14 protein-coding genes and 1 pseudogene are annotated in these 14,855 nt (G+C 50.6%); 3 read left to right on the top strand and 12 right to left on the bottom strand.

Annotation, left to right across the window (positions count from 1 at the left end):
• Positions 1–102: 102 nt before the first annotated feature.
• From chbR to osmE, 5 genes are all read right to left on the bottom strand, one after another.
• Entirely contained in the window at positions 103–945 is an 843-nt protein-coding gene (gene chbR / locus HBM92_RS10860; protein ID WP_000983641.1) for a transcriptional regulator ChbR, read from the bottom strand.
• A gap of 7 nt (positions 946–952) precedes the next feature.
• The gene (gene chbA / locus HBM92_RS10855) at positions 953–1,303 is read right to left on the bottom strand and encodes a PTS N,N'-diacetylchitobiose transporter subunit IIA (protein WP_000968919.1); all 351 of its coding nucleotides are present in this window, start codon (positions 1,301–1,303) and stop codon (positions 953–955) included.
• Positions 1,304–1,353: 50 nt separating this feature from the next.
• Entirely contained in the window at positions 1,354–2,712 is a 1,359-nt protein-coding gene (gene chbC / locus HBM92_RS10850) for a PTS N,N'-diacetylchitobiose transporter subunit IIC (RefSeq protein WP_000073030.1), read from the bottom strand.
• A gap of 84 nt (positions 2,713–2,796) precedes the next feature.
• Positions 2,797–3,117, bottom strand: coding sequence for a PTS N,N'-diacetylchitobiose transporter subunit IIB (gene chbB, locus HBM92_RS10845; protein WP_000412169.1), 321 nt, complete (start codon positions 3,115–3,117; stop codon positions 2,797–2,799).
• Between the two features lie 299 nt (positions 3,118–3,416).
• Positions 3,417–3,755, bottom strand: coding sequence for an osmotically-inducible lipoprotein OsmE (osmE, locus tag HBM92_RS10840; RefSeq protein ID WP_001039046.1), 339 nt, complete (start codon positions 3,753–3,755; stop codon positions 3,417–3,419).
• 201 nt (positions 3,756–3,956) lie between these two features.
• Here osmE and nadE point away from each other — a divergent pair, with 201 nt between their 5' ends.
• Together nadE and cho are read left to right on the top strand one after the other, a co-directional pair.
• A complete protein-coding gene (gene nadE / locus HBM92_RS10835) occupies positions 3,957–4,784 on the top strand; it encodes an ammonia-dependent NAD(+) synthetase (RefSeq protein WP_000175018.1) in 828 nt (275 codons plus the stop codon).
• A 229-nt stretch (positions 4,785–5,013) separates the two neighbouring features.
• Complete coding sequence (gene cho, locus HBM92_RS10830) at positions 5,014–5,901, top strand: excinuclease Cho (protein WP_000252363.1); 888 nt, start codon at positions 5,014–5,016, stop codon at positions 5,899–5,901.
• Here cho and ves read toward each other — a convergent pair.
• The 7 genes and pseudogenes from ves to astC form a co-directional block, all read right to left on the bottom strand.
• A complete protein-coding gene (gene ves, locus HBM92_RS10825) occupies positions 5,861–6,436 on the bottom strand; it encodes an environmental stress-induced protein Ves (protein WP_000455604.1) in 576 nt (191 codons plus the stop codon). The two genes, cho and ves, sit on opposite strands and share 41 nt — an antisense overlap.
• A gap of 202 nt (positions 6,437–6,638) precedes the next feature.
• Positions 6,639–7,124 carry an ATP-independent periplasmic protein-refolding chaperone Spy gene (gene spy / locus HBM92_RS10820; RefSeq protein WP_001228972.1) on the bottom strand — a complete coding sequence of 162 codons (486 nt, stop codon included), beginning with the start codon at positions 7,122–7,124 and terminating at the stop codon, positions 6,639–6,641.
• A 329-nt stretch (positions 7,125–7,453) separates the two neighbouring features.
• Entirely contained in the window at positions 7,454–8,422 is a 969-nt protein-coding gene (gene astE / locus HBM92_RS10815) for a succinylglutamate desuccinylase (protein WP_000368521.1), read from the bottom strand.
• Positions 8,415–9,758 carry an N-succinylarginine dihydrolase gene (gene astB / locus HBM92_RS10810; protein WP_000994986.1) on the bottom strand — a complete coding sequence of 448 codons (1,344 nt, stop codon included), beginning with the start codon at positions 9,756–9,758 and terminating at the stop codon, positions 8,415–8,417. The genes astE and astB overlap by 8 nt, the downstream gene beginning before the upstream one ends.
• Positions 9,755–11,233, bottom strand: a complete 1,479-nt coding sequence (astD, locus tag HBM92_RS10805) for a succinylglutamate-semialdehyde dehydrogenase (RefSeq protein WP_000177325.1) — start codon at positions 11,231–11,233, stop codon at positions 9,755–9,757. Before astD ends, astB begins: the two co-directional genes overlap by 4 nt.
• A pseudogene (gene astA, locus HBM92_RS10800) lies at positions 11,230–12,264 on the bottom strand (arginine N-succinyltransferase). The gene astD and the pseudogene astA overlap by 4 nt, the downstream one beginning before the upstream one ends.
• A complete protein-coding gene (astC, locus tag HBM92_RS10795; protein WP_000081990.1) occupies positions 12,261–13,481 on the bottom strand; it encodes a succinylornithine/acetylornithine transaminase in 1,221 nt (406 codons plus the stop codon). Before astC ends, astA begins: the two are co-directional and overlap by 4 nt.
• A gap of 445 nt (positions 13,482–13,926) precedes the next feature.
• On the opposite strand from astC, the gene xthA reads away from it, so the two are divergent.
• A complete protein-coding gene (gene xthA, locus HBM92_RS10790) occupies positions 13,927–14,733 on the top strand; it encodes an exodeoxyribonuclease III (RefSeq protein WP_000673932.1) in 807 nt (268 codons plus the stop codon).
• The last annotated feature ends 122 nt before the right edge of the window (positions 14,734–14,855 follow it).

The following is a 14,855-nucleotide window of genomic DNA, read 5'->3' as shown; positions in this document are numbered from 1 at the left end:
AATTTCTCCCTTCAGTACAGAATACTGATATCTGGCATATCTGCCCCCGGACATAAATAATCCAGCAACAGGACAGATATGTGAATTGTCAGGTATAACGACTTACTGATTAAATTCAGTCAATTTCTTACGATAGCTCTTAGGCGTAAAGGATGTTAATTTCTTAAACGTTTTAATAAACAAGCTCGGGCTACTATAACCGGCCTCAAACGCAATATCCGTCACTGAATAGTTGGTCATTTCCAGTTGTTTTTTGGCAAAATTAATACGGATTTCATTAATAATCTGCATTGGCGTTTTACCATAGTATCGTTGAGTCGCTCGCGTCAAATATTCCTGTGATTTGGCTGACAACGTCACCATATTCTCCAGCGCCGATTCACTAAACTGCTCTTTATCATGCATCTTTTCTACCGTACTTTTCAGCCACTGCGGTATATCATCAATCACCTGTTCTTCGCGGTAATGACGTAAACGGTTAATGACATAAAAAGTAACCATCTCAACAAACTCTTCCAGCCCTGTTTCGCGGAAATTCAATGAAGAAATCACTGTTTCCACATAGGTGAGAAAAGCGTTATTGGTCCGGTATACCTGCGAAGCTACAAAGCAATAAGGCAACAACGGCAGGTAATGCTGCTCAAAAAAGCGTTTACTGATCCCAACGTTCAATATACGCGTGGCACCAAATTCATAAAAACTTTGATGGTGCGAACCTAACGGAATAAAAACAAAATCGCCCCGTTCCAGTAACACGCGCTTACCGTTAATCTCCTGGAAATAACGCCCGGTTAATACCAGAGTAAATTCATAATAGTCGTGCTGATGCAGTCCGCTGATACTCTCAGTTTTATTGTAGATAAACACATGGAAGTTTTTGCCATTAAACAACTGCTGTTCTCGGGCAGTGGCAATTTCCGGCGCGTTAATCACTGGCTGCATCATCGACTCCTTATGCCTTCAGTTTTTCATGAAGCTCAATTAATTCAGTAATCAGTTCACGCGCAAGCATGGACGTCATTAAATGATCCTGAGCGTGGACCAGCACCAGACTCACTTTCATCTTACCTTCGCCAGCATCGCCTTCAATCAGTTTCGTCTGTACCAGATGCGCTTCATTCAATGCCATCCGTGACTGATCCATCATCGCTTTTGCTGCGGCAAAATCGCCCTGCTTCGCCTGTTTCAGTGCCGCATACGCCAGGCTACGCGCTTGTCCGGAGTTGATGATAAGCCCCATCACCACTTCTTCCAGCTCTTCAGCTTCCGTTTGCGTATCGGGAATATTATCGAGATCCATCATACATCGTTCCTCTCTATTCTTACCGGCACGATTACCCGTACCGGCATCAATTAAAATTTCAGGGCGTTGGCGATATCTTCTTCGCTCTCTTCTTTATCAATCGCGTTTTGTGCTTTGTTAGCGACCACAACAAAGGGCAGATAAATTAACGTTGCGATACCAAGATTGAAGAGTGCGACCAGCAATGCGGCGACGCTACCGTTGGTGTTAAAGAAGGCTCCCAGACCGGTTGGCATGGTCCACGGTGCAATATTGGTCACCGGTGGAATAATGCCCATGTAGTACGCTGCCAGGGTGATTGCCGCCAGAATCGGTTGTACCAGTACAAACGGGATAAACATCACCGGGTTCATGATAATTGGCAGACCAAACAGAATCGGTTCGTTAATCTGGAAGATGCCGGACGGCAGCGCCAGTTTTGCCACCTGACGATAATCAGCACGGCGAGAAGCGATAAAGATAGCCAGGATCAGGCCTAAAGTCGCACCACTGCCACCAAGGAAAATAAAGGAGTCCAGCATCGGTTTGGCCCAGATATGGAAGGTCTTACCGGCTGCCAGCGCCGCTTCGACGGAACCATATTGCTGATAGGTCGCGATATTTTCCAGCGCCCACGGCGTCATAATGCCGTTGTCCAGTGCGGTCAGCGCCAGCGCGCCATGAATACCGAAGAACCAGAGCAGTGGAACAAAGATCACATAGGCCCAGCCTACCACGCTACCCAACGATGCCAGTGGGGTTGAGATGGTATCCATAATGATCTGATGGAAGTTTGTGCCCCAGGTATTCAACGCCCAGGCAATAATCCCCATCACGGAAAGAATAATAAAACCTGGAATTAATGCTGAGAAAGAGCGCGAAACCGATGTCGGAACGCTATCAGGTAACTTAATGACCCAGTTACGATGAACAATAAAGGTAAACATTTCTGCCACCACCAGGCCAATAATAATCCCGGAGATGATATTCGCCCCACCTAACCAGTTTGCGCCAACCGCATAGGCCTCACCGACACTATATGGGGTGACGGTCATAAATGCTGCAACGGATAACAACCCGGCCGCCAGCGCATCGACTTTACGCTCTTCTGCCAGCGCCATGCCAATAAAGAACGGTGCCATTAAAGACATTATCCCTAATGTTCCGTTATATACGTTGCCGCCAATACCTTTCAGACCATTAAGTGTTTCAATGGTTGAGGCATCCAGGCGAATACCTAAGGAATAAAAAAACGACCCCTCCCCAAAGCTTAGAAAAACGTTGTTAATTAATACAAACATGGCCCCCGCAAGGGTTAACGGCATTAAGCGAATAAAGCCATTTTTGATTGCATTAACGTGTGGCTGCTTTCCTATTTTAACTGCAAAAGGGAGGAGTACCTTTTCAAGCGATGCAATAACATTACTCATAGAAAAATACCCTTTAAAACCGCAATTTAAATATTGCGGTATTGATTTATGAAATAACTCTTTGACGGGAAAATTTAAAATAAATTAATTTGCTGCGGCTTTTTTAATCGCTGCAACCGCAGCCTTAAGCACGCCTAAACCATCGACTTTGCCATAAAGCAGCGAGTCAATTACTTCAACCGGTTTGTTGGGTAACAAACGCTGGATTTCGGGCAACATATAAGCAATCTGCGGCCCTAATAACACGACATCGGCATTCTGACCTTTTTCACCAGCCAGTGTTTCCGGAAATGCTTCAATAATGACCGGAACTTCATATTTTTCTGCCTGTGCGCGCATTTTTGATACCAGTAAAGAGGTAGACATGCCCGCAGAACAAAACAGATAAATGTGTTTCTTTTCCATAAAACTGCCCTCATCGACGATTATCTGTCAGCCAGACACTCCGCAAGCCTTAACCTGCTTCCATGCTCTGGGTAACTTGCGAAACCAACATGACTTTTTTTGTGGCTGAAAGGAGTATACGGTATAGGCCTGAGCAATAGTATTTCTTTGACCTTAGAAATTGTCTCTCCTTGACCTGTGGTTATGACCCTCTTCACATTTCGGGCAAATAATTCGCGAAGATAATTAAGAACACAGGCCAAAAAAAAACCGGCGCAATGGCCGGTTTCCGTTGTTACTCAAGCTTTCAGGCGAAGTGATTACTTCGTAGCCTGTGGATCAGTGTCGTATTCAGCACAGGTCTGATAACCGGAGTTGATGACATGTCCGGTATCATCTAACGCGACAAAGTAGGTTTCTGCTTTACCATCACGTTGACCCAGGATGTAGGTCTGGCAAGTACCACGAGCATGGATCATGCTCACTTCAGACGAAGGTTTACCCGCAATTTGTGCAACCTGCGCCCGGCTCATGCCTTTTTTGACGTCTTTCACCACAGGCTGTACAAACTGGTCTTTGGTACGATCATAAGCCGTACAACCCGCCAGCATGGTTAATACCGCCGCTGCACTCAGAATTCCTGCCATATTCTTGTTCATATTCCGTCCTCTTGTTTATCAGCGTGTTAGATAAGCCTGGAATACATTGGGCGCTTTTTCAAGCCCGTGAACGAAACGGCTCCGCTTTCAGAGGATTCCTGTATGACGTTTTAACCACCATTCAGCCCGCTGTCGCTTGTCGTTTCAGTAGCAACGGGTTAGCTTTAAGGACGTTTTGTCTTTTCTGTCTGGAGGGGTTCAATGACATTGCAACAACAAATAATAAAGGCGCTGGGCGCAAAACCGCAGATTAATGCTGAAGAGGAAATTCGTCGTAGTATCGATTTTCTGAAAAGCTACCTGCAAACTTATCCGTTCATTAAATCACTGGTGCTCGGGATCAGCGGCGGTCAGGACTCCACGCTTGCCGGTAAGCTGTGCCAGATGGCGATTAATGAGCTGCGCCAGGAAACCGGCAACGAATCACTGCAATTTATTGCCGTACGCCTGCCCTATGGTGTCCAGGCCGACGAACAAGATTGCCAGGATGCCATCGCCTTTATTCAACCGGATCGCGTATTAACCGTTAATATCAAGGGCGCGGTACTCGCCAGCGAGCAGGCATTGCGGGAAGCAGGCATTGAACTGAGCGATTTTGTCCGTGGCAATGAAAAAGCGCGTGAGCGGATGAAAGCACAATATAGCATTGCGGGTATGACCAGCGGTGTCGTGGTGGGCACCGATCATGCTGCAGAAGCTATTACCGGATTCTTCACTAAATATGGTGACGGCGGTACGGACATTAATCCGCTGTATCGTCTCAACAAACGTCAGGGTAAACAGTTACTGGCGGCATTAGGTTGCCCGGAACACCTTTATAAGAAAGCGCCAACGGCCGATCTTGAAGATGATCGCCCTTCTCTGCCGGATGAAGTGGCACTCGGCGTGACCTATGACAATATCGACGACTATCTGGAAGGGAAAAACGTACCTGAACAGGTCGCCAGAACAATAGAGAACTGGTATCTGAAAACCGAACATAAACGCCGTCCGCCAATTACCGTTTTCGATGATTTCTGGAAAAAGTAATAATTTGCACATATTGGTTTGTGTGAAAAAGAGTACTTTGTTCACGCCGGATGCGGCGTGAACGCCTTACTCGACCTACAAAACTATGCAAATTCAATACATTGCAGGAGTCGAATAGGCCTGACAGGCGTAGCACGTCAAACGGTGTAACCTTTGTCATCGACCCGCCTCTTTTTTAATCGCTCTCCGCCTGTTACACTGGATAGATAACCAGCATTCGGAGTCAACAGTGGTACGGCGTTTAACTTCTCCGCGGCTCGAATTTGAAGCTGCGGCAATTTATGAATATCCCGAACATTTACGTTCATTCCTTAATGACTTACCCACCCGACCAGGGGTGTATCTGTTTCATGGCGAAAGTGACACCATGCCGCTCTATATCGGCAAAAGCATTAACATCCGCAGCCGCGTCCTTTCTCATTTACGTACCCCGGATGAAGCCGCCATGCTACGGCAATCCCGACGCATCAGCTGGATATGTACCGCCGGTGAAATCGGCGCTCTGCTCCTTGAAGCGCGATTAATCAAAGAACAACAGCCACTGTTTAATAAACGCTTGCGGCGCAATCGCCAGCTCTGTGCCCTGCAATTAAATGAAAAGCGCGTCGATGTGGTGTATGCCAAAGAGGTGGATTTTTCACGAGCCCCCAACCTGTTTGGCCTGTTTGCCAATAGGCGCGCAGCTTTGCAAGCATTGCAGACCATCGCTGATGAACAAAAACTTTGTTATGGCCTGTTGGGACTGGAGCCGTTAAGTCGCGGTCGTGCATGTTTTCGTTCAGCGCTAAAACGTTGCGCCGGAGCATGCTGCGGTAAAGAGAGCCATGACGATCATGCGCTACGTTTGCGCCAGTCTCTGGAACGTTTACGAGTCGTTTGTTGGCCGTGGAAAGGTGCGGTAGCGCTGAAAGAACAGCACCCGGAAATGACTCAATATCATATTATTCAAAACTGGCTGTGGCTGGGGGCGGTTAATTCGCTGAAAGAAGCGACAACGTTAATTCGGGCACCCGCCGGGTTTGATCACGACGGTTATAAAATTCTTTGTAAGCCGCTGCTTTCCGGTAACTATGAAATTACTGAACTTGATCCGGTGAATGACCAGCAAGCCAGTTGATTTCACTGAACAACAGTTTACCTTGCGGTTGCAAAAGCCGCAGGGTGTGCCTGCCATCGAACCAGCACGCGCCCTGGTCGGTAGTGAGCAGTTTGTCGCCCAATTGCCACGCCCCGTTTATTACAAACACCACCCCGCCGCGTGAACCAAAGGTAGTAAACGTACGTTCGGCAATTCTGACTTTCGCCTTACAGACATCCAGGCGTGTCATGATGTTGAAATCCATCGACATCTGCCCTGCCGTCAGTTTCGCTTTTACCACCAGGTCCGCTGCAAAGGAAAAAGGTTGTAACGGTTTTAAGGTATGGTTAAAGCGGTCTGCGCTTTCAAGGAACATCTCGCCGCCTTCCAGCAACGTCACTATCCTTTCCATACCGGGAAACAAAGAAAACTCCCCATTCGCCGCGATGGATGTAATGCTGGCACGCCAGTAAAAATCACGTTTTGCCGGTGGGAAAGTGCAAATTTCGCGCGTTTCACCGGCAGCGTTTCGCCACAGATTCACCGACATTTTACGCATATCAAAGTATTCCATACCCGCTCCCGGCCCGTTCTTTTCATTGTTATCGTTCAGGTAACCGTGGATGGTTATCGGCAACTCGGGTGATTTACGTTAGTGGCGATCAGGCTTTTTTTGCATCTGTTTGAGAAGAGAAAAGAAAACCGCCGATCCTGTCCACCGCATTACTGCAAGGTAATGGACAAGACCGGCGGTCTTACGTTTTTTGGCTGAAAGATTATTCAGCAGTTGCAGGCATTTTACCTTTTGCCGCTGGACGTTCTGTCAGACGCTTCTCAAAATTAGCATTAAATTGCTTTTTCTGTTCCGGCGTCAGGATGTTGTAAATCTTGTTCTGGGTTTCCATGTGCGCCAGCATGTTAGCTTTGCGCTGTTCTTCCATTTTTGCGATCTGCGCTTCAGCTTTTGCTTTATCGAAGGTATCGCTGGCAATGATGTCATGCATTGCGCGGCGTTCTTCCAGCGGCGGACGTTTCATCTGGTCACGCTGGCCTTTCATGATTTCGCGGATCTGCTGTTTCTGCGCGTCGGTCAGGTTCAGGTCTTTGAACATCATGTCCTCATGCGGACCGAACTTGCCTTTATGGTGCATCATCGGCTTCGCGTCAGCCGGTGCTGCGGTAGTGGTGTCTGCGGCATGGGCCAGGTTAGCCGCGCCAAGAGCCAGGGTAGAGGCAACAAACAGTGCAGTTAATTTACGCATATTCTATATCCTTCCTTTCAGTTATTTATTACGGCTTTCTTAAGTAGCGTGCCGTGTTGACGAGATTAACTTTACTGACTTTAGCGTCAATTAATCAGAGCAACGGTAAAACAATGAAAGTGTAAAAAACACTTTTGCGCCAATTATGGAGAAAAAAAGAAAATTTGATGGAGAGTGATGAGAGAATATTACAACACGATGATTTTGCAGAGATTATGAAGAACTATACCGGATGACTGGTGATAAATAAAGCAAATAACCAGGATTAATCTGTATTAATTTATAAGAAAGCAACTTAATACCCGCAGAATGATTTCTGCGGGTAAGTATTAGCTTATTTTTTCGAGCATTAATCCCGCACGTAATCCCAACGCTACCAACGGATTAGGGAATAACACATACTCTACATCATGGGTTACGGTAAAACGTTCCTCCCCGTCCTGCGCCAGCAATGTTCCTTTCTCAAACGGCATAAAATTCAGCGTGTCATTTGCCATATGCATTTCGAAGGACGGCGAGTGGCGAGTAATTTGCGAAACCACCCGATAACGGAGCGGCGGTGTTCTCACGATACCGACACTCTCACCAGATAGCAGCGCAGCAATTGCGCTGGCAGTTACTGCAAACTGGCGAAGATCGTTTTGCCCAAAGGGCAACGCTTTGCCAAGTTCCAGCGTACAGGCCAGCGCGCCAAAATGTCTGGCGCTGAAATGGGTAAACGTACCACCAGGCTCCTGATGGAACACCAGCGCCTCCAGCCCCGCCGCACCCAGCCACGTCAGAAATTTCTCGTCCCAGGGAATGTCGCGTTGCGGTAATACACCGAACTGCGGATGCAAGGAGCCACGAATTGCGGTATGTAGATCAAGGTGCCAGCGCACAGATTCTTTGCCCTGGTCATAAAAATCTTCCAGGCACTGCTCCAGTTCGCGCGCCCGACAGGTTTCCCCGCTTTCAGCAAACAGTTGCCAACGACCGCCAAACATTCGATTCATATCGCTATGGCAATAACGTTTCCCTTGCTTCAGCGCAGGAGGATTCCCGAGGATCACCAGTAACCGCCAACGTAACGGGATCTCACCGTGAGATATCGCGCCAAGCAACGCGTCCAGCATTTCCACAGGTGCCGTCTCATTACCGTGGATCCCCGCTGAAATCACCAGCACGCCTTGCGGTGGCGTTAATGGCGTCAGTTCCAGCACACCATCGCCCAGCCAGCGCCAGCGAACGCCGTTGATTTCTCGCTCGGTGATGACCGGTTTTTTACCCGTTAAGGTTAGAGCAAGAAAATTATCCATTGCCCCCTCCCTCGCGCTGGAATGGATAAACCGAACCAAGATCCAATAATTGAGTCAGTGTATCCAGCGCTTCCCTTCCTTCGCGCAGCAATTGTGGATCGGCAAGATCCGCCGCAGTAAGACGATCGCGGTAGTAACGATCCACCCAGTCATTGAGCGCATTAAACAGCGTATCGTTCATCATCACTGCCGGATTCACCGCCCGGCGTTCTTCTTCTGTCAACACCACGCGCAACCGCAGGCACGCCGGGCCACCGCCATTCGCCATGCTTTCACGTAAATCAAAGACTTTTAGTTCGCTAATCGGGTTGTCAGCAGCAAGCAATTCGTTGAGATAACGCCATACTCCGGCGTGTTCCCGACACTCCTGCGGCAGCACCAACACCATGGAACCATCATCGCGGCTCAGCAGTTGGCTGTTAAACAGATACGTAGATACCGCATCCGACACGGAAACCTGAGTCGCCGGAACTTCTATCGCCATAAAACCATTGACCCGCGCACGCAGGTTTGCCAGTAACTGTGACTGGCGAGCGAACGCCTGTTGATGGCAAAACAGCACCTGGCGGTTACTCACGGCAATCACATCATTATGAAAAACGCCCTGGTCGATAACGTCGGGGTTTTGCTGGGCGAAAATCACCTGCTGTGGATTCACCTGATTCAGCCTTGCCACCGCCTCGCTGGCTTCGCGAGTCTGCCGCGCCGGATAGCGGGACGGTCGGGTATCATTGCCCTCCTCTCGCCCGTAAACAAAAATCTGCATTCCCGGTTCACCGTAATGACCGCCGAGACGATTATGATTCGCGGCTCCTTCGTCACCGAGCAAAGCCACCTGCGGCAACGCCGAATGGACGCTAAATTTCTCTTCGTCGTTAAAAATCGCTTTTAACAGCGATTCGGTGACGGGGGCTTCCAGCGAACGGTGAAATTTATTGTTCAGGTTAGCAACAGTGAGATGCACTTTGCCATCCAGCGTATCGGCGGATGGCGCGATCGTTGCCGCATTGGCTACCCACATTGGCGAAGCGGAACTGACGCTGGAAAGCCAGTGCGGTGCCTGGCGTGCAACTTTTTCCAGTACCTGCTCATCGCTACCACTGAATCCCAACTGACGCAGCACCGGAATAAACGGACGCTCGTGCGGCGGGATCACGGCCTGGGGGAATCCCGCACCGGCAAGTTTTTTCATTTTCAGTAAGCCCTGTTTTGCCGCCAGTCGCGGGTTAGACACCTGAAAACGGTGACGGGTAGAGGCTTCATTACCAAACGACAGGCCCGCGTAATGGTGCGTCAGCCCTACCAGCCCGTCGAAATTGACTTCCCAGGCGTTCATCGCACCACCTCATCGGAAAAATCCAGCCCGGGGTTAAGCGTTGCGGGCAACGTTAACGAGTCCGACTCCAGACTTGCCATCGGCCAGGCACAATAATCTGCGGCATACCAGGCGCTGGGGCGATGATTGCCGGAAGCGCCAATGCCGCCGAATGGCGCGGTACTGGCAGCACCGGTAAGCGGTTTGTTCCAGTTAACAATCCCCGCCCGTGCCCCCAGCAACAGTTGATCGAATTTTTCCCGCTCGGGGGAAACCAGACCGCAAGAGAGGCCGAAGCGAGTGTTATTCGCCATTCGAATCGCTTCATCGAAATTGTCATAACGCCAGACGCGCAATAACGGCCCAAACACTTCTTCATCCGGCACGCCAGTAACGCCTGTCATTTCAATGATCCCCGGCGTCAGCAACGATGTCCCTGCTTGTAATAAGCGCGGCGCAAGCAGGGTCCGTCCGCCCATCGCCTCCAGTTCCTGCCAGGCAGTAACCACCTGCTGTGCGGCCTGCTCAGAAATCAGCCCACCAATAAATGGCTGCGGTTCGTCATCCCAAGTGCCCGGCGTTAACCGCTGGCTGACGGCAACCATGCGAGCAAGAAATGCATCGCCCTGCGTTCCACTTTTCAGAAATAAACGGCGGGCGCAGGTGCAGCGTTGCCCGGCAGTGACAAACGCCGACTGAATGGTCAGATGGACAGCGGCATCGATATCCGCCACCTCATCGATAATTAGCGGGTTATTACCGCCCATCTCAAGGGCGAGAATTTTCTCCGGCTGACCGGAAAGCTGGCGATGCAGCTGGTAGCCGGTATTGGCGCTGCCGGTAAACAGCAAGCCATCGAGATCCTCCAGCGCACTCAGCGCCTGACCCGTTGCACGCCCGCCCTGCACCAGGTTCAGCACGCCCGGCGGCAAGCCAGCCTGCTGCCATAAACGCATTACCGCTTCGCCACTCCACGGTGTCAGTTCGCTGGGTTTAAAGATAATGGTGTTACCTGCCAGCAATGCCGGAACGATATGTCCGTTCGGCAAATGACCAGGGAAATTATACGGCCCAAACACCGCCAGCACGCCGTGCGGGCGATGTCGCAGGCTCGCCGCGCCGTCCGGCATTTCGCTACGCTGCTCGCCGGTACGAACGTGATACGCCTTAATTGATATCGCGATTTTATTGATCATCGCCGTCACTTCGGTTGCCGCTTCCCAGCGCGGCTTGCCGGTTTCTCTGGCAATAATCGCGGTTAATTCGGCTTTATTGCTTTCCAGCAATCCAGCAAAGCGTTCAACTCTTACCTGACGATCGCCAAATGAGAGCCGAGCCCAGCGCGGAAACGCCGCACGGGCAGCCCGACAAGCCTGCCCGACCTGAGCGGCATCGGCATCATTGCCCTGCCATAACACCTCGCCCGATACCGGATTACGCTTCACACGCAATGCGCCCTGGCCCGTTACCCAGTCACCGTTGATCCATAAAGTCATGCTGTTTTCTCCTCTGCGCACAGGCGCACCAGACGAACGCGATCCCCTGCGTGGCATTTGAGGGCATCCAGTTGTGCGGCGGTTTAAATCAAACGCTCGGTCGCTGGATCGGTACGCACCAGCACCACGCGGAAATGGTGATAATTTTCATTGGCGACCAGGCAGGCCGGAAAATCGCCCTGCGCAGGCTGCCCTTCGGCCACTTCCACCAGCCGACTTTTACGGATGGCGCGCACGCGGTCGATATCACATTCAAGTGTCGGCCCGCCGTCAAAGATGTCGATATAGTTACGGTAGCGAAAACCTTCTTTCTCCAGCACCGCACGGGCAGGCGCGGTTTGCGGATGTACCTGACCGATGACGTCCTGGGCTTCCTGGGATAAAAAGTGGGTATAGATCGGATGTTTCGGCATCAGTTCTGCAATAAATGCCTTTTGCCCGGTGCCGCAGAGAAAATCAGCGCGGCTAAAATCCATCGAAAAGAAGCGTTTACCGAGGCTTTGCCAGAACGGTGAATAGCCGTGTTCGTCAATCACCCCGCGCATTTCGGCGACCACTTTGTCATTAAACTTGTCGCGAAAAGCCGCCATAAACATAAAGCGCGATTTCGACAGCAAATAGCCGTTGCCCTCTTTGCGCCACTTCGGGTCGAGAAACAGCGTGCACAGCTCGCTGCTGCCGGTGTGATCGTTACTGAGAAACAGCGTCGGCAATGCGTTATAGACATTCAGCTCTTTCGAAGCGTGAACCAGCGTGCCGACGCGATAGTTGTACCAGGGATCGTTCAGCCCAACCGCCACCTCAATGGCGCAAATCCCCGCCACAGTGCCTGTCTCACTATCTTCCAGTACAAACACATAACCCTGCTCACTTTTGGGCAGTTCGCCTTGCCAGGTTTTGATTGCCCTTTCAATACGCACCGAAAGCGTGGCTTCATTGGCGGGAAGCGACGTCAGGCCGCCGCCCGTTTTGCTGGCAAGCTGCATCAGCGCCGAGACATCTGAGCGCTCAACGGGACGAATGACCATCATGATGAACCTCGGCTAACAAAGTGTTCGCAAGCAGCTGCAAAGCGATCCAGTCCGGTCGTCACCTCTTCTTCGCTGACATTGAGCGCAGGCGCAAAGCGCACCACGTTGCCACCCGCAATCAGCACCATCACGCCTGCTTTCACCGCTTCCTGAGAGATCTGTTTCGCTTGCCCGGCGTAATCGGCATTCAGTACACAGCCAATCAAAAGACCTAAGCCGCGAACTTCACTGAACAAACTGTAGTGGTGATTAATGGAATTTAGACGCTCAACAAACCAGTCGTGACGCTGTTTAACCCCGTTAAGCATCTCTGGCGTGTTGATGAGATCCAGCACTTTGCCTGCCACCGCCGAGGCCAGCGGATTGCCGCCATAGGTGGTGCCGTGAGTGCCAACGGTCATCACGCTGGCGCACTCTTCGGTTGCCAACAACGCACCAACCGGGAAACCGCCGCCCAGCGCTTTGGCGGTAGTTAACAGATCAGGCGTCACGCCGTAGTGCATACAGGCATACAGTTCCCCGGTGCGCCCGACACCGGTTTGTACTTCATCAAAGATCAGCAACGCATTGTGGCGGTCACACAATTCACGCAGACCTTGTAAAAATGCGTTGCTGGCTGGCACCACACCGCCTTCCCCCTGGATGGGTTCGACAATCACCGCACAGGTGGCGTCGTCAATCAGCGCACTGGCAGAGTTAATATCGTTATATGCAGCATGACGAATATCCGGCGGCAGTGGCGCAAAATCCTGTGAATAGGCTGGCTGCCCACCCGCACTGACAGTAAACAGCGTGCGACCATGAAACGCATTTTTGAACGCCACGATGCCGCTCTTATGGCTGCCGTAGCGGTCGTGAGCGAATTTACGCGCCAGTTTTAGTGCCGCTTCGTTGGCTTCCGCACCGGAGTTACAAAAGAAGACGCGATCGGCAAACGTGGCGTCGATCAATTTTTTCGCCAGTCGCAGTACCGGCTCGTTGGTGTAACCGTTGCCGGTATGCCAGAACTTACTCGCCTGTTCGTTCAGCGCCTCACGCAGTTCCGGATGCGCATGGCCCAGCGCGTTCACCGCAATGCCACCCGCGAAGTCGATATACTCTTTCCCCTGCTGATCCCACAAGCGTGAACCTTCGCCACGTACCGGTATAAACGGTGCCGGAGCGTAAACAGGTATCATCCATTCATCAAAGTTTTCACGCGTAATTGGCTGAGACATAGCGACCTCTACAGTAAATAATTCGTTATTTATATGTTAATAATGAGTAATGTTTGCGCTGTAAATGTAGATTGCAGGGTTCGTGCCAGCCAGTGATAAAAGTGCATAAACGGCGGAGGCTAACTGGAAATCAAGCAGTTATAACCACATCATATGCATTTAAAGTGCATATAAAGTGAATACGTTTGCGATGTGGGTGAATAAAAAGAATAAAAAACGCAATGTTATGCAGAAGTAAAATATAATTCTGGAATTGTGATCATTGACGAAATTTACTGGAAATTACTGCGCCATTCTGACGCAACGCGCACCAAAAGCGGGCATTTTTTGCGCCATCGTTGACATCATTAACAACCATCGATCAAATCACTTAACAACAGGCGGTAAGCAAAGCGAAATTCTGCTACCATCCACGCACTCTTTATCTGAATAAATGGCAGCGACTATGAAATTTGTCTCTTTTAATATCAACGGCCTGCGCGCCAGACCTCACCAGCTTGAAGCCATCGTCGAAAAGCACCAACCGGATGTGATTGGCCTGCAGGAGACAAAAGTTCATGACGATATGTTTCCGCTCGAAGAGGTGGCGAAGCTCGGCTACAACGTGTTTTATCACGGGCAGAAAGGCCATTATGGCGTGGCGCTGCTGACCAAAGAGACGCCGATTGCCGTGCGTCGCGGCTTTCCTGGTGACGACGAAGAAGCGCAACGGCGGATTATTATGGCGGAAATCCCCTCGCCGCTGGGCAATGTCACCGTGATCAACGGTTACTTCCCGCAGGGTGAAAGCCGCGACCATCCGATAAAATTCTCGGCAAAGGCGCAGTTTTATCAGAATCTGCAAAACTACCTGGAAACCGAACTCAAGCGTGAAAATCCGGTGCTGATTATGGGCGATATGAATATCAGTCCTGGCGACCTGGATATTGGCATTGGCGAAGAGAACCGTAAGCGCTGGCTGCGTACCGGAAAATGTTCTTTCCTTCCGGAGGAACGCGAATGGATGGAGAGGCTGATGAGCTGGGGGTTGGTCGATACCTTCCGCCATGCGAATCCGCAAACAGCAGATCGTTTCTCATGGTTTGATTACCGCTCAAAAGGTTTTGACGATAATCGCGGTCTGCGCATCGACCTGCTGCTCGCCAGCCAACCGCTGGCAGAATGTTGCGTAGAAACCGGCATCGACTATGAAATTCGCAGCATGGAAAAACCGTCCGATCACGCCCCCGTCTGGGCGACCTTCCGCCGCTAATTTAGCTGATCTCCTGGCTCAAACTGGGTCAGGAGAATTAACCTTGAGAAAAATCAACAAACTGTCAGTAATGATTTGTTGCCTGCCGTCCTTTGTTATACCGTCACTGCGTTTTTAGTTGT

Source organism: Escherichia sp. E.sYA108, from assembly GCF_011754335.1.
Taxonomy (GTDB): Bacteria; Pseudomonadota; Gammaproteobacteria; order Enterobacterales; family Enterobacteriaceae; genus Escherichia; species Escherichia coli.
This window is presented reverse-complemented; position numbering and strand designations above follow the sequence as displayed.